This is a genomic window from Microbacterium sp. I2, from assembly GCF_051364985.1.
Taxonomy (GTDB): domain Bacteria; phylum Actinomycetota; class Actinomycetes; order Actinomycetales; family Microbacteriaceae; genus Microbacterium.
In genome coordinates this window covers 329,830-344,855 of the sequence record NZ_JBLWIH010000010.1, presented here as the reverse complement: position 1 = coordinate 344,855, position 15,026 = coordinate 329,830, and the positions used below count along the sequence as shown (strand labels likewise).

General features: G+C 68.4%; 15 protein-coding genes and 1 tRNA gene. 7 read left to right on the top strand and 9 right to left on the bottom strand.

What is annotated here, in order from left to right:
- Positions 1-30: 30 nt before the first annotated feature.
- A complete protein-coding gene (locus ACLKM7_RS10840) occupies positions 31-906 on the top strand; it encodes a 3-methyladenine DNA glycosylase (protein WP_436447180.1) in 876 nt (291 codons plus the stop codon).
- Positions 907-912: 6 nt separating this feature from the next.
- Here the strand turns inward: ACLKM7_RS10840 and ACLKM7_RS10835 are convergent, their stop codons facing one another.
- The 8 genes from ACLKM7_RS10835 to ACLKM7_RS10800 all read right to left on the bottom strand — a co-directional run bounded on the left by ACLKM7_RS10835 (position 913) and on the right by ACLKM7_RS10800 (position 10,381).
- Positions 913-2,115 (bottom strand): glycoside hydrolase family 3 N-terminal domain-containing protein, encoded by a 1,203-nt coding sequence (locus ACLKM7_RS10835; RefSeq protein WP_436447179.1) that lies wholly within the window; start codon positions 2,113-2,115, stop codon positions 913-915.
- Between the two features lie 38 nt (positions 2,116-2,153).
- Entirely contained in the window at positions 2,154-3,833 is a 1,680-nt protein-coding gene (locus tag ACLKM7_RS10830) for an acyl-CoA dehydrogenase family protein (protein ID WP_436447178.1), read from the bottom strand.
- Positions 3,834-3,989: 156 nt separating this feature from the next.
- The gene (locus ACLKM7_RS10825; RefSeq protein ID WP_436447177.1) at positions 3,990-5,150 is read right to left on the bottom strand and encodes a PQQ-dependent sugar dehydrogenase; all 1,161 of its coding nucleotides are present in this window, start codon (positions 5,148-5,150) and stop codon (positions 3,990-3,992) included.
- Positions 5,147-5,623 (bottom strand): VOC family protein, encoded by a 477-nt coding sequence (locus tag ACLKM7_RS10820; protein WP_436447176.1) that lies wholly within the window; start codon positions 5,621-5,623, stop codon positions 5,147-5,149. The genes ACLKM7_RS10825 and ACLKM7_RS10820 overlap by 4 nt, the downstream gene beginning before the upstream one ends.
- A gap of 152 nt (positions 5,624-5,775) precedes the next feature.
- Positions 5,776-6,357: a dihydrofolate reductase family protein gene (locus ACLKM7_RS10815; RefSeq protein WP_436447175.1), complete on the bottom strand. Its 582-nt coding sequence runs from the start codon at positions 6,355-6,357 to the stop codon at positions 5,776-5,778.
- Between the two features lie 63 nt (positions 6,358-6,420).
- Entirely contained in the window at positions 6,421-6,960 is a 540-nt protein-coding gene (locus ACLKM7_RS10810; protein ID WP_436447174.1) for a helix-turn-helix domain-containing protein, read from the bottom strand.
- 424 nt (positions 6,961-7,384) lie between these two features.
- Positions 7,385-7,460: transfer RNA gene (locus ACLKM7_RS10805), tRNA-Ala, on the bottom strand.
- 200 nt (positions 7,461-7,660) lie between these two features.
- Positions 7,661-10,381, bottom strand: coding sequence for an ATP-binding protein (locus ACLKM7_RS10800; RefSeq protein WP_436447173.1), 2,721 nt, complete (start codon positions 10,379-10,381; stop codon positions 7,661-7,663).
- Positions 10,382-10,497: 116 nt separating this feature from the next.
- Here ACLKM7_RS10800 and ACLKM7_RS10795 point away from each other — a divergent pair, with 116 nt between their 5' ends.
- From ACLKM7_RS10795 to ACLKM7_RS10770, 6 genes are all read left to right on the top strand, one after another.
- A complete protein-coding gene (locus tag ACLKM7_RS10795) occupies positions 10,498-11,352 on the top strand; it encodes an MBL fold metallo-hydrolase (protein ID WP_344713543.1) in 855 nt (284 codons plus the stop codon).
- A gap of 38 nt (positions 11,353-11,390) precedes the next feature.
- Positions 11,391-11,855: a RidA family protein gene (locus ACLKM7_RS10790; protein WP_344713545.1), complete on the top strand. Its 465-nt coding sequence runs from the start codon at positions 11,391-11,393 to the stop codon at positions 11,853-11,855.
- Between the two features lie 51 nt (positions 11,856-11,906).
- Positions 11,907-12,620, top strand: coding sequence for an alpha/beta fold hydrolase (locus ACLKM7_RS10785; RefSeq protein ID WP_344713546.1), 714 nt, complete (start codon positions 11,907-11,909; stop codon positions 12,618-12,620).
- A gap of 12 nt (positions 12,621-12,632) precedes the next feature.
- On the top strand, positions 12,633-12,989 hold the full coding sequence (locus ACLKM7_RS10780) for a DUF1330 domain-containing protein (RefSeq protein ID WP_344713547.1): 357 nt from the start codon (positions 12,633-12,635) through the stop codon (positions 12,987-12,989).
- A 149-nt stretch (positions 12,990-13,138) separates the two neighbouring features.
- Positions 13,139-13,525: a carboxymuconolactone decarboxylase family protein gene (locus ACLKM7_RS10775; RefSeq protein WP_344713548.1), complete on the top strand. Its 387-nt coding sequence runs from the start codon at positions 13,139-13,141 to the stop codon at positions 13,523-13,525.
- A gap of 120 nt (positions 13,526-13,645) precedes the next feature.
- Entirely contained in the window at positions 13,646-14,215 is a 570-nt protein-coding gene (locus ACLKM7_RS10770; protein ID WP_344713550.1) for a hypothetical protein, read from the top strand.
- Positions 14,216-14,348: 133 nt separating this feature from the next.
- Here ACLKM7_RS10770 and ACLKM7_RS10765 read toward each other — a convergent pair whose 3' ends face one another.
- Complete coding sequence (locus ACLKM7_RS10765) at positions 14,349-15,005, bottom strand: TetR/AcrR family transcriptional regulator (protein WP_344713552.1); 657 nt, start codon at positions 15,003-15,005, stop codon at positions 14,349-14,351.
- Positions 15,006-15,026 lie beyond the last annotated feature (21 nt).

Here is a 15,026-nt window from a genome sequence, read left to right as displayed (position 1 = left end):
CCGCTCGAACGCCGCGCGTATCCTCGAACGGTGACGATCGCCGCTTCCGTTGTCGTGCCCGTGCTCGGTGCCGCCGAGTGGCGAGCCCGCGAGCGTGCGCACGAGCGTCGGGCCGATGCCCTCACGGCCGCTCACCGGGAGCGAGCCGGGCGCGGCGAGTCCCACCCGGTCGAGGACTTCCTCTTCACGTACTACTCGTACAAGCCGTCCGTGCTGCGCCGCTGGCACCCCGGCGAGGGCACGGAACTGACGGATGCCGCCGGCACACCCCGTGCCCTGTGGAAGTGGTACCGGCCGGGACTGACCACGGGCTCTGTGGCCGTCGACGGCGACGCATTCCGCGCCGCACGAGGTCACCTGATCGCGAACATCGCGACGATATTGCAGGCGACAGCCGATCGTGCACCGGGCTTCGGCTGCTTCGGTCTGCACGAATGGGCCATGGTCTACCGGCGGCGCGAGCACCGGCATCCGATTCCCCTTCGTCTCGGGGCGGCCGCCACGGATGCCGTCGTAGAGGCGCACGAGCTGCGGTGCACCCACTTCGACGCCTTCCGGTTCTTCACCCCCGAGGCTGTGCCCCGCAATCGCGAGGCGCTGGCGCGCGACCGCCGGCCCGAGACGGAACAATCCGGTTGCCTGCACGCCGGGATGGATCTCTACAAGTGGGCGGTGAAGCTCGGGCCCCTGGTGCCCGGTGAGGTTCTGTTGGACGCCTTCGCGCTGGCGCGAGAGATCCGCGAGCTCGATATGCGTGCCTCACCCTACGATCTGCGCAGCATCGGGTACGACCCGGTGCCCATCGAGACCCCGGAGGGCAAGGCTGAGTACGTGAGGGAGCAGCGCGGCTTCGCCGAGCGCGGACAGCGGATTCGTGACCGTCTGCTCACCATCATCGCGAGCTGACCCCGGTCAATCGGCGGGCGCGCATTCCGTGCACGGAGTGAGACCGCTCCCCTCGGCCGCGAGCGTCAGACGCAGGGCGGTCACGCGCTCCGCCGCCTGCTGCAGGCGCTCAGCAGGGAGAGCTCCCGACTCGACGGCCGCGACGATCCCGTCGACGGTGCGGCCCGCGGTGTCGGGGGTGGAGAAGACGACGTTGAGCACCAGGTCGTTTCCCGCTGTCAGAGCCGTGACGACGTTGGCAACGGGATCGGCGTACTGCGGCAGGCCCGACGCCTGCAGCATGCCGAGATCGTCGGTCACGATCACACCGTCGAAGCCGAGGTCGTCCCGCGCGATGCGGTGCCACTCCGGCGACAGACTCGCCGGAGCAGTGTCGACCGACGAGTACACCAGATGACCGAACATCAGCAGCGGAGCTCCCGCGTCCACGCCGGCAACGAAGGGCACGCCATCCGACGCCTGCCATTCCTCCCGCGGCATCGCGGTCGACGGAATCGTCGAGTGCGAGTCACCCGGAGCGGCGCCGTGACCGGGGAAGTGCTTCAGGGTCGAGAGCGCAGACGGCGACTCACCTTGGACGGCAGCCGTCACGCGCTCGGCCGCGGACTCGGGCGTGGTTCCCAGCGCCCGGCGATAGATGAACGATGAGGAATCGCCGGTCTCGTCGGCCACGATGCCGAAGTTGACGCCGATGCCGGCACGGCGCACGAGCGCGCCTCGCGCGGCGAAGGCGTCCTCCGCGGCGGCGGGTGGCGCATCTTTGAGCGTTCGCGCCGCCGGGAAATCGTCCCACGGCAGGCGCGAGACATCCCCGCCCTCCTGATCGATGGCGATCACGGGCGGGAAGGCCGGATCGACGGTGAGCGCCGCGGTGAGCGTCCGCAGGGCGGACTCGTCGGCGGGGATGTTCGCCCCCATGAGGATGAAGCCGCCGATGCCGCTCGACTGCATGTACGCCTGCAATGCCGCAGGGTCCGTGGTCGGGATGTGGCCCATCACGACGGCCGCTGCCCGTTGCCTCGTCGACATCGCCGCGACCGCTGCCTCTGCCGCGCGGGCGGCGTCGTCAGCGGACGCCGGCTCGACTCTCACTGCGGGATGGGAAAGGGCATCCGGTTCGTCCTGAGACGCGGCGACCGGTGGCGCGAACGCTGTCATTGCGATCGCCGCGGCGATCGCAATGACGGTGGCGCGCCGGGCGATCCTCACACACCCAGCGTAGATCGCGTCCGGGTGCCGCCACGTGCTCAGTGCCGCGCGACGATGGCGGCGGCATCCGTTCCCGCGGGAAGCACGCCGTACTGCCGACCGCGATCCTCTCCCAGGCGCGCGCGGATGAAGGTGTCGGCGTCGCGCGAGGGTGCGTGGCGGAGCATGAGCGAAGCCTGGAACGCGAGGGCGAGATCTTCAGTCAGCCGTCGCGCCTGGGACTGCGCATCGGACGCGTCTGCACCCGCGAGCCGCGACAGCAGCGCGAGAGTCCGGGCGGCATGGGCGTCGAGCACAGGCGAGAGGCCTTTGGTCGATGAGAGCTCGTCGGCGAAGGCATCCGCGGAGTCCGCGTCGCGGGTCAGCGCACGCAGCACGTCGAGTGCGATCACGTTGCCCGAGCCCTCCCAGATGGCCATCACAGGTTGTTCGCGGTATCGCCGGGCGAGGGGGAAGGACTCGGTGTAGCCGTTGCCACCGAGGCACTCGAGCGCCTCGTAAGCGTGATGCGGGCCCCGTTTGCACACCCAGTATTTCGACACCGGAGTCGCCAGCCTGCGCAGCGCGACGTCGCGGTCGGAGGCCTCGGCCTCGAACAGCTGCGCGAGGCGCAGCCCGGTCAGCATCGCCGCTTCGTACTCGAGAGCCAGATCCGCCAGCACCGCCGTCATGGCAGGCTGGTCGACCAGCAGCGCCCCGAACGCCTCCCGGCCGCGAGCATGCCACAGCGCTTCGGCGAGCGACTGGCGCATGCCGGCGGCCGTGCCCAGCACACAGTCCAGGCGCGTTCGCTGCACCATCTCGATGATGGTCCTCACGCCCCGGCCGGGCTCGCCGACCACCAGGCCCACGGTACCGTCGAACTCGACCTCCGCAGAGGCGTTGGCACGGTTGCCGAGCTTGTCTTTCAGGCGCTGGATCCGGAACACGTTGCGCATGCCGTGTGGCAGGGTACGGGGTACGAACAGGCACGACAGTCCTTCGTCGGTCGACCCGCGTCGCGTGTGTGCCAGCACGAGGAACCCGTCCGACATCGGCGCCGAGCAGAACCACTTGTGCCCGGTCAGCTGGTACGCGTGACCGCCCATCGAGGTGCCGAGCGTCGTCCCCGCGCGCACATCCGACCCGCCCTGTTTCTCGGTCATCGCCATGCCGATCAGGGCGCTGCGCTTGTCTTCGTTGGGAAGCAGCCGTGGCTCGTACTCCCGCGAGTACATCTTCGGCAGCCACTCGCCGGCGATCCACGGCGAGTCCTTGATCGAGGCGACGGCGGCGTGCGTCATCGAGACGGGGCAGGCGTGCCCCGGCTCGACCTGCGCGAACAGCATGAACATCGCGGCACGCGCGGTGTGCGCGCCCACTCGCGGCTCCGCCCACGCCGACGTGTGCGCACCCCCGGCCACCGCCTCTGAGATCACACGGTGGTAGGACGGGTCGTACTCCACCTCGTCCAGGCGGTATCCCCATCGATCATGCGAATAGGCGACCGGCGGGTGGACGTTGGCGAGGTGCGCATCGCGCTGGAACCGCGCCGAGCCGACGACGGCTCCCGCCTCGCCGAGCGCCGTCGTCGCCCACCCGGCACCGAAGGCGTCGACGGCCGCGACCAGCGGCGCGTTGAGCGCGAACTCATCGACGTCGACCCGCCACGGCGCCTGATTCTCGACGTAGTGCGTCGCCGCGCCGATGACGCGCTGACCGCGCGAGAACGCCGTCATCCCGGCTCCGTTTCGCGGGCCTCGCACGTCAGCGAGTCGAAAAGGATGAAGCGACGGGAATGCGCGCATCGCGGCTGAGAACTCACGCTCTCACCGTAGCGCTGACGGCGCCGCGGGATCACCGCGACGTGCACCGGGTCGGACCGCCCATGCCGGTCAGCCCGTCGGGGCGAGCTCGACGCGCAGCAGCAGGTCGTCCTCAGGTCGCGGGCTGCCGCGCCCGTCGGTGTTGTTCGTCAAGATCCACAACGATCCGTCCGGCGCGATGACCGCGTCCCGCAGCCGCCCTTGCTGGCCCTCCAGCGCCGCGACAGGGGCGGACGCGGCCTCGCCCCCTGCGGTGTCGACCGCCCACAGCCGCTCGCCCCGCAGTCCTGCGATGAACACGGTGCCACCGCGAGCCGCGATGCCGCTCGGGCTCGCCTCACTGGTCGTCCATACGGCGACGGGGTCGATGAACTCCGCTCGTCCGCCCTCACCCTCGACGAGCGGCCAGCCGTAGTTGCCGCCCGCCTCGATGCGGTTCAGCTCGTCCCAGGTGTTCTGGCCGAACTCGCTCGCCCACAGCGTCCCATCGCCCGTCCATGCGAGGCCTTGAACATTGCGATGGCCGATCGAGAAGACCGCGTTGCCCCAGGGATTGCCCGGCACCGGATCCCCGTCGCCGGTCACGCGGAGGATCTTGCCGCCGAGCGCGTCGGGATCCTGCGCCGCATCCCGAATCTGGGCGTCTCCGGTCGCGATGTACAGGTGCCCGTCGGGACCGAACGCGATCCTGCCACCGTTGTGGGTGGTGGCACGCGGGATGCCGGTGAGGATCTCCTCCGGCTCGCCGAGCGTCAGCGACCCGGGCTCGCCGGCGAGCGGCATCCGGATCACCCGATTGTCGTCCTGCGCCCCGAAGTATGCGTAGAGCAGCGCCTCTCCGTCACGCTCGGTCAGGGCCAGGCCGTGCAGTCCGGACTCCCCGCCTGAAACGACGCCGGCGACGGCGCCGACCTCTCGCAGGGCGCCGTCCGCCTGCAGTTCGAGGATCATCCCGTCGTCACGCTGCGAGATCAGCGCGCCGCCGGCCGGGAGCGGCACGACCGACCAGGGCGCGGTGAGCCCGGAGGCCAGCGTCGAGACCTCCTCGGTGGCCCGCCACCATGGGGTCCCGCTCGTGGCGGTCGGCGTCGCCGAGTCGGTCGCGGCCTCTGAAGGCGGCACGGGTGGCGGCGTTGCAGCGGAGCATCCGGATGCTGCAGCCAGCGCCACGCCGAGGGCGAAGGCCAGCGCAGCCCGGCCGCGACGATTCGTCCCACGGTGACGGGTCACTGCGCGGAGGCAGCCGCTTCGAGAGCCGCGATGTCGATCCGGCGCATGCCCAGCATCGCCTGAACCGCGCGGTGGGCGATGTCGGGGTCGGGATGACGGATCAGCTCGACGAGACGGTCCGGGATGATCTGCCATGACAGTCCCCATCGATCCTTGAGCCAGCCGCACGGCTGCTCCTCGCCTCCGTCGGCGGTGAGAGCATCCCAGTAGCGGTCGACCTCGGCCTGATCTGCGCACGACACGTAAAGCGAGATCGCCTCCGTGAAGGGAAACTGCGGTCCGGCATCCATCGCGTGGTAGTCCCGCCCGGCGAGCCGGAAGTGGACGTGCGTGACCTTGCCGCCGAGTCCGGGGACTTCGTCCGGGTATCGGCCGATCGACACGATCTCAGAATCCGGGATGAGGCCGGTGTAGAACGTGACGGCCGCTTCGGCGGCGTCGTCGAACCACAGGAACGGGATGACGGAGGTCATGGATTCACCCTGTCTCACGGCATCCGTCCACGCAATGGCCGCGTCGGCCGGCCCTGCGGAAAAGACGGCCCGGTGGCCGCATGGAGATCCCCTTCGGCGTCCGAGGCCGAACTCCGACGCAGAGCGTGGCTCACCGGCGCAGAGGCGTGCGGTCAGCGCCTCACCCGATAGCGCAGGTGAAGTACCCGATTGCCCTGAACGACTACGTCTGGGTTCTCGAGCAGGTGCTGCGAGTCGACCGAGCCGAAGTAGCGCTTGCCGGACCCGAGCACGACGGGTGCGACGTCCATCCGCACCTCGTCGACCAGACCTGCAGCGAGCACCTGGCCGCCGACGTCGCCGGCAGTGACCTCGACCGTGCGGTCACCCGCGAGTTCTTGCGCCTTGGACACCGCCGCCTCGATGCCGTGGACGAAGTGGAAGGGGGCACTTGGGTCCCAGCCATCGGGCACCGGTCGGTGTGTCACGACAACCACATGGTCGATCCCACTCGGAGGCTTCCCGTCCCAGCCGTCCGTGATGTCGAAGCTGTGGCGGCCGGCGATCGTCACCCCGATCTCGTCCCAGTACGGCCGGATGTGGTCATAGGACGCTTGCGAAACGTTCAGTACACCGCTGTCGTCCAATGGCACGTCACCGCCGACCAGCCATTCGAACAGTGGGCCAGGATCGTCGTTCTCCGCCGCAATGAAGCCGTCCACCGAGACCGACGCATTCATGACTACTTTCCCCATGGGATCCTCCTCTGTTCGGATTCCCAAGTCTCGTGTGTCCTGAGTGGGCGCTCTTGTAAGAAATCAATCGGCCGGCAGCGGCCAGCCATCCAGCGCGTGGCCGGGATGCTCGCGGAGGAAGCGCTGCCGGACTTCGACATACCGGGTCGGGGTGAGCCCGGTGTACTCCCGGAACTCGCGGACGAAGTGGGCCTGATCGAAGTAGCCCGCGCGGGCGGCGACGTCGCCCCAGTCGACCGGCGCAGCGACGTCTAACGCCAAGACGGTGGAGGTGAATCGGTAGCTGCGTGCCAGCCGCTTCGGCGTGACGCCGATGACCTCCTTGAACCGCTTCGCCAAGTAGGTGCTGCTGGCGCGGGCTGCCATGCCGAGTTCGCTGATCGGCACCGCTCCGCCGGTCGCCGCGATGGCGCTGCTCATGTGGCGGACGATGTCGAGACCGTCGATCGCGCGCAGCCGTCGCAGCAGTTCCTCCTCGAGCACGGTCAGCATTTCGTGCGGAGCGTCGGCCGAAGTCAGCCGGTGGCGCAACCCGGCGGCAGCGGGCTGGCCCCAGATCTGCTCCACCGTCGCCGGTCGGTCGCACAACTCGGCCGCGGACATCGGAAGAATCGGTGCCAGCCCCCACGGCTTGAAGTGCACGCCCACGGACCGCGTGGGGGTGGGGTAGCCGAACTCCCACGCCCGGGTGGCGTCGTGACCACGCAGCCGTCGGTGTACTCCAGGGCCTCTACGTCGCTGCCGGCGCGGATGAGAAACGGCGCCCCGAGGTTGACGATGAGCAAAGGCGCGGGGGCCGCCGGCAGCAGGAGCCGGGAGTACGGCGGGGTGCCCTCCAAGTAGTAGAGGTCGTCGATCAGCCCGTCGAGCGGCGGACCGGGCACCCTGGACACATACTCCATGCTGACATCATCGCCGACGGCCCAGCTGCATGCGCAGTCGAGCAGGTCGCGTCGCTGCCAACGGCTCGGTCGAGGACCGGCTGGCGAACACCCTGCGGGAAGATCCGGTGGTTTACCGGGAGTTTTGGTGGACCTGAGGGGACTCGAACCCCTGACCCCCTGCATGCCATGCAGGTGCGCTACCAGCTGCGCCACAGGCCCGGATGGTCTCGCGGATGCTCAAAACCCCCGGAATCCTGCCCTTCGGCGTCACTCCGGTGGTGGTGACAGTCAGCATAGGCGACAGACCTTCGATGCTTCCGGACCGCCTTCGATGACTCTCGAGGTACTTGAACTGTCGAGTAAGTGACTACAGCTCAAGCGGCAGGCGTGCCGCCCGGCGACTCGATCCTTGAGGGTCGTCAGAGCTTCGAGCGGAGTTCTCCTCTCGACGACACTCCGAGCTTCGGGTACGCCGAGTAGAGGTGCGCACCCACGGTTCGCGGGGAGAGGAACAGCGCCTCGGCGATCTCGCGGTTGCTGAGGCCGTCTGCGGCAAGTCGCACGATGCGCTCCTCCTGTGGTGTGAGCGAGACACCGACGTCCGGCTTCGGTCGCGAACTGCGCTCGCCCGCAGCAGCGAGTTCCGCGCGCGCGACGCCGGCCCAGCGGTGGGCGCCGAAGCCGTCAAGCGCATCCCGAGCCTGCCGCAGCCACGGCCTCGCGTCGGTGACACGGCCCTGCCCACGGAGCCACTGTCCGTAGAACAGGGACGCGCGCGCGCGGGTGTAGGGGAGCGGGTTCTCACCGGGATCGCAGGCGCGCAGGAGCGCATCCTCCCGATCTACGCTTGCGAGCACCGCCTCCGCGAACCGCAGCTGGCCCGCCAAGCGCTCGGAGTCCGCGTACGAGCCGAGCCCACGGTAGTAGGCGACGGTCGCCGCTGCTGCGGTGAGTTGGCCGCACCTCGCGGCAGCATCGACGAACTCCGCGAGGCCCCACGAGCCGCATTGCCAATGATGTGATGCGCCATTCGCGTCGACGATCTCGCGAAGAGCCGCGAATGCCGACGCGAAGCGGCCACACGATGCCTCGGAGACGCCGACCGCCAGGAGATAGTTCATCCGGTAGATGCCCCGCGACAGTCCGGCGGCCGCCTCCGGGTGCTCCGCCCGGAGCACCTCCTCGCTTACGGGGGCGCCGTTGACCGCATCCACCTGCAGCTCCACGAGTCGAGCCGTCAGAGTGAGGAGCGCATCACGAGCCTCCGTTCCGTACGCGCTCGCTTCCTGCGCCGCTCGACGGGCTGCCCGGAACTCACCACGGTGAAGCTCGTTCGTTGATGCGAGCACGAGCTGATGACCGAGGCCGGTGAGTCGACCCTCGGACTTCAGCCGTGCGATCGCGGGCGTGCAGAATCGCGCCGTCTGAGAGATGGATCCCGTTGCCATCGCGGCGAGCGACAGCAGCCATAGTGCGCTTGTCTCACGGATGTCCGAAATCGCCACGGAGGCGAGCAGCGCCTCCACATGCGCTGCGTCGCGGGGTGCGCCGAAGGCGCGAATCTGAAGGAGACGCGGGTCGGATGCCGGAGCACCCGATTGATCAGCTGCCCGGATCATCCGCTGCCACACCGGCCCCGGAATGGAGGTCACTCCGTTGAACGCGAGCGTCGAGAGAGCGGTGAGCACGGAATCGCCGCTGCCCGCCCGACTCATCTCCTCGATCGAGGCGAGCGCCGATTCCCACTCCCCCGCGGTCACCGTGCCGCCAGGGAGAAGCTGTCTGATCCACGCGGCGCGGGCAAGCAGCACCGGATCACTCGTGACTCTTTCAATCTCGGACAGCAAGGACGTCGCCCGCTCGAGGCGGAAGGCGTTCCATGCGGTTTCCGCGGCAAGCAGCAGCCGGCGTGCGCGTTCGTCGGCGGCGTCGGTGAGCTCGGCGGCTCGGGTGTAGGCAACGATGGCTGAATCCATCGCCCCCATCGCCGCAAGCCGCCCGGCTCCGGCGGTGATCGCCCGGGCGAGGTCTTCGTCGGGTTCGTCGGCGACGACAGCCAGATGCCACAACGCACGATCGGAGCCCCGAGGCAACAGAGCGGCGACGGCCCGATGTGCGTGAGTCCGCTCCTTCGGGGTGGCGCTGTGGACTGCGGCCGAACGGATCAGCGGATGCGTGAAGACCACCCGATCACCGGATGATGAGATCAGTTTCCGCTCGACCAGCGGCGCGAGGTCGTGCACCGCGAGGCTTCTGGCGAGCATGGCTCCCGCGGCGTCAAGGATCGCACGCTGATCATCGTCACGGCTCACCGCCGCCACGAGCAGCACGGCCCTCGAGACGTCGTCCAGTGCCTCGAGCTTGTGCGAGAACGCCTGCTCCAGACGCGATGTCAGCGTCATGACCTCCGGACCGCGTCCGTCGCGGAGGTGCCGCGACGCACTCAGTTCGATGAGCGCGAGCGGGTTCCCCTGCGCCCACGCCATCACGAGGTCGCGCTCGGCGGGCGTGAGAGACGGGGCGGCGGATTCGACCAACCTGGTCGAATCCGCCGCATCGAGGGGGGCGACGGTGACTCTCGTGCCCACGGACTCGCTCCACTCGCGCGGAGTGGTTCCGCTGCGCGCGGCCACGACGAGCAGGATGGGCTCGTTGGCGATCCGCCTCGCGACAACCGCGAGGGCGCCCGCGCTGACGGCGTCCACCCAGTGCAGATCGTCCACGATGACGACCAGCCCGGCGCCGACTGCACGCTCCGACAGGATAGTCAGCGCCGCCAGGCCCAGGAGGAACCCGGTGGGCGGCGCCCCGTCGAGTTCCCCGAACGCCACGCGAAGGGCGTCGCGCTGCGGCGCAGGCAGTGCCGCGATGCTGTCGGGGAACCCGTGGAGCATCTGGTGCAATGCGGCCGCGGGTACATCCGCCTCCGCTTCGACGCCGGTTCCTCTCAGCACGCTGAATCCGCGAGCGCGGGCGTCGGCGTCGAGGTGGTCGAGCACGGCCGTCTTGCCGACGCCCGCGTCGCCCTCAATGAGGATGACGGATCCCGCTTCGAACAGCCGATCCATGGCCGACTGCAGCACGCCGAGGGCGTGCTCCCGGCCGAGGAGCGGCATCTGCGGGTCATCGACGTGCGGCATCGTCGGGCCAATCTCAGTCGTGATCCAGAGCAATTAAGTCGGCTCGTCTGAGGCCTTGTGGGCGTCGCAATCTTACGGTCGGAACACGATCTCCGACACAGCAGGACGGAACACGCATGCACTACGCCACCTACACGGCAGCCCGCGACGGCCTCGTCCGCGATCTTCCGGATGGCCACGAGGACCAGCGAGGAGTCTCCAACACCTCCACGTTCATCTGGGCCGACGACGAGGCAGTATTGGTCGACACCCTGCTCACCATCGATGAGAACGACAGGCTGATCGAGTGGATCCGTCACCGGGACAAGCACCTCTCGGCCGTCTACATCACGCACGGCCACGGCGATCATGCGTTCGGGGTCGGCCAGTTGCGCGAGGCATTCCCCGACGCCCGGTTCCTGGCTACGGCCGCAACGATCGCCAATCTGCGGAAGCAAGCGGCACCCGCGATGCGCGACGGCTTCTGGGAGCGGCTGTTCCCCGGGAAGATCCCCGTGCCGGTGCTTCCGGACCCGGTCGAAAGCACCTCGTTTCCCGTCGGAAGGAAGCAGGCGCACATCGTCGAGACCGGGACGACCGACAGTCCTGACACCACGGTGCTCTGGATGCCGCACGCCGGCGTCCTCGCCGCCGGCGACGTCGTCTACAACAACACCTATCCGTACCTGTCCACCACTACCGCTCAGACGCGGCTTTCATGGATCGCCGCTCTCGAGCGAGTGAAGGCGCTGCATCCGACCTGGGTCGTGTGCGCCCACAAGGATGCCACTCGACCCGATTCGGCGTCCGACATCGACGCCACTATCCAGTACCTGCGCGATGTCGCCGAAGTGGAACGTGAAGCGTCGAACGCCATCGATTTCTACCACCGGATGCTCGAACGGCAGCCAGGACGACGCAACATCGGCTCACTCTGGGGAGCGGCGACGGCGATCCTCACGACGTCCGAGGAGTCGCCGGGAGCTCGCTGAGCACTCCGGCGCACACGAACAGAGAACGGAGAGTCTTCATGTCGCACATCAGTGATCGTCTGGAGGCACTGGGCATCGTGGTTCCTCAGCAGCCCGCTCAGCCGGCGGGCGTCTACGTGCCGGCTGCGGTCAGCCGCGGGGCCGTCTACACGGCCGGTCAGCTTCCCTTCGTCAACGGCACTCTGCCGATGACCGGGAAGGTCGGTGCCGAGGTCGGTGAGCAGGATGCGCACACGCTGGCACGCACCGCTGCGATCAACGCCCTCGCCGCCGTCGAAGAGGCCATCGGCTCGCTCGATCGGGTGACGCGGGTCGTCAAGGTTGTCGGATTCGTGGCATCCGACCCGGCGTTCTTCGGGCAACCGGCCGTGCTCAACGGCGCCTCCCAACTGCTCGGCGAAGTCTTCGGTGACGCGGGCGTCCACGCGCGCAGTGCCGTCGGCGTCGCCGTACTCCCCCTGAACTCACCGATCGAAGTCGAACTGATCGTCGAGTTCGAGTGACCTTCCCTCCACCCACCACGCCGCAAGGCGCGCCAACAAGAAGGAGAAATCATGAACACCCTCACCGTCGTGCTGGTGCACGGGGCGTTCGCCGAGTCTGCGAGCTGGAACGGCGTGATCGCCGATCTCGCCGCTACGCAGATCACCGCGATCGCCACTCCCAACCAGCTCCGCAGCGTCACCACCGACGCGCAGAACGTCCGCGCCGCCGTCGACGCGATCGACGGCCACGTGCTGCTGGTGGGCCACTCGTACGGTGGCCCGGTCATCACAGCTGCGGCCGCCGGCAGCAGGAAGGTCGCAGGTCTCGTCTATGTGGCCGCGTTCGCTCCGGAGCCCGGCGAAACCGCCCTCGGACTCACCGCCCTGTTCCCCGGCAGCACACTGGGTGACACTGTGCGACCGATCCCTTTGGGGGACGGCACCAACGACCTGTTCGTCGACCGCGCGCTCTTCCCCGATCAGTTCGCGGGGGATGTTGCGTTGACTGACGCCCGCATTGCGGGTGCGACGCAGCGACCGATCCGCGACTTCGCGCTCAACGAGGGACTGCCCGGCGACGTCGCCGCCTGGAAGTCCCTGCCGTCATGGTTCGTGTTCGGGTCCGCAGACAAGAACATTCCGGTCGAGGCGCATCGGTACATGGCCGAACGGGCCGGGTCGCGCAAGACCGTCGAGGTCGACGGTGCCTCCCATTCCGTGATGGTCTCCACCCCGACCGCTGTCGCCGATCTCATCCGCGAGGCCTTCGACGCACTGTCCTGAAAGGACCGAGCCATGCCCACTTACCTGATCAATCATCTGCGAATTCCCGGCGGTGTGCCGAACGAGGAGGCGCTGCGCTATCTCGAGAACGTCGAGGCCACGGTCGCTCCTCATGGCGGACGATGGCTGGCGCAGGGGGATCCCGACACCGTCGAGGGAGCATGGCCGGGATCGGTCGTGCTGATGGAGTTCCCGGATCGCGCCGCCGCGCGAGCGTGGTACGAGTCGGCCGAATACCAGGCGATTCTGCCGATGCGCACCATGAACACGATCTCAGACCTGGTCTTCATCGACTCGCTGCCGGACGGATTCTCAGTCGCCGGCTTCGCTCGCGACATCCGAGGACTCATCGCCTCCTCGCGACCCTGACCTCCGGCGGCCTCGACCGAGTTCCACGAGGCCCATCGCACTGCGGCCGTCTGCAGGACTGCGCCCGAAGTCATCCGAGGCGCCGGCGACGGAATCCCCGCGGCTTCGTGACCCACCCGCTCTCACCGCCCCATCGTAAGGAGACTGCAATGCCCACCGACCGCGACTACGCAACGGCGCTCGATGAAGCCGAGAAGCTCCTCGGCTTCCGACTCGAGCGCTTCCTCGGAACCGCCACGACCGAGCCGGACAACGCCGAGGACTTCAAACGGATCGCCACGATCCAGGCGTTCGGAGACGCGTGGCCACGCACCGACCACCTTGACACGCGGACCCGCGCGCTCGTTTCCGTGACGATCGCGGCATCCCTCGGCGTCCTGGAACCACTCCGAGGACAGTTGCGCATCGCGCTCAACAGCGGAGCCACCAAGGAGGAGATCATCGAGGTCTTCATCCAGATCGCCGCCTACGCCGGCGTCGCGCGCGCGTTCGAAGGATATGGCATCGCGGCTGAGGTCTTCGCAGAGCACGCCTGAGCACGCTGGTGCTCCGTCGCCGAAGAGGATCGCGGACGTGCGCTCTTGCAAGACTCAGGGGCCTGCCCCGACCCCTGCATGCCATGCAGGTGCGCTACCAGCTGCGCCACAGGCGAGGTGGTGGAGGCGTATCGCGCGAACGCGCTGTTCGACGCCCACAAGGACGACCGCGAGTTCGGGCATCGGCTGCTCGCTGACGAGGCCCGCGACAACGGTGAGGCGATGTCGGACCGGACCGCGTGGCGGATCGCGTCGAGCAATGGCTGGTTCAGCGCGTTCGGCAAGCCCAAGCGGAGCAAGGCCCGCCGGCCCGGCCCGCCCGTGCACGACGACCTCTGCGCCGTCGTCGACGAGCACGGCCGGGTGCGACACGTGTTCGCCGCCGACGCCCCCGCGGCCGTTGTTGACCTCCCTGTTGACGTCAAACTCGTCGGCGAAGAAGATCAGGCCAAAGAAGAGTTGGACATCCTGCTCTCGGGAGAAGGGCTTCTTCACGCCTTGGCTGTTGAGGAGCTTGTAGCCATCCGAGTCCTCCACGTAACGCTTGAATCCACGCGCGCGAGCTATTGCTTCGTCGTAGCTCGTCAGCGGGGTGGAGTCGAGCGTTGTGTTGGCTGTGATCGCAGCCACTGCCTGCTGCACCATGTCAACAAGCAGGACGGAGGTTTCCTCGCGACGCCGCGCGCTTAGCCCGACCGCCTGATCCCCACGGTCCTCCTGCTGGCGAATGTAGTAGTCGATGACCTCTGGGAACTGCTGAATCGTCGCCTGGGCCGCCGCTGCGTACTCCTTGTCGCCCGTCGAGGGATCCGCCGTTCATCGCTCACGCGGCGATGAGGCTGCCGGCCAGGTAAGCGGTGAGGATGCGGCTGAGCCGCGGCTCGAAGTCGACGAGTGCGTGTCCGAGCCGGGGATCGGCGCGATACAGCGCCGCGATCTCGGGGGGTGGTGTCGAGATTTGCCAGAAGGTTCCGGCAATCGAGGTGGCGACGGCCACGAGGTCGCGGGCGGCTTCGTCGCTCAGAGCGGGCACCGCGCCGCGGGTGGCGGCGGCGATCCGGTCCAGATGGTCGCCGATGGCCAGTTTGTAGGCGCGTACGGCTTCCACGGAGACGTTGCGCTCGAGGTTCATCGGCGTCTGCGCGAAGAGGTCGCATAGAAGACCGCGTGCGGCCAACGTGGTCGCGAACGCGTCGGCGACCTCGGCGGGACCGGACGCGTCGGCAAGGCGGTCGCAGAGGACGGCTGTCCATTCCGCCCACCCGTCAGCCGTGAGCCGCAAGAAGATCTCCTCCCGGGTTTCGAAGTAGCGGAGCATCGCCGACTTGTGCATTGCGACGGCTTCAGCGATGTCGGTCAAGGTGATCGCGCGGATGCTCCGTTCGGCGGCGAGCGTGCGGGCGGCGTCCAAGATCGCCCGCTCGCGCACGGCCTTCGCTTCCGCGGATCGCGCGCGCTGAAACGGTGCAGAGTCAGTCATGACACCAGTTTAGCGCAACGG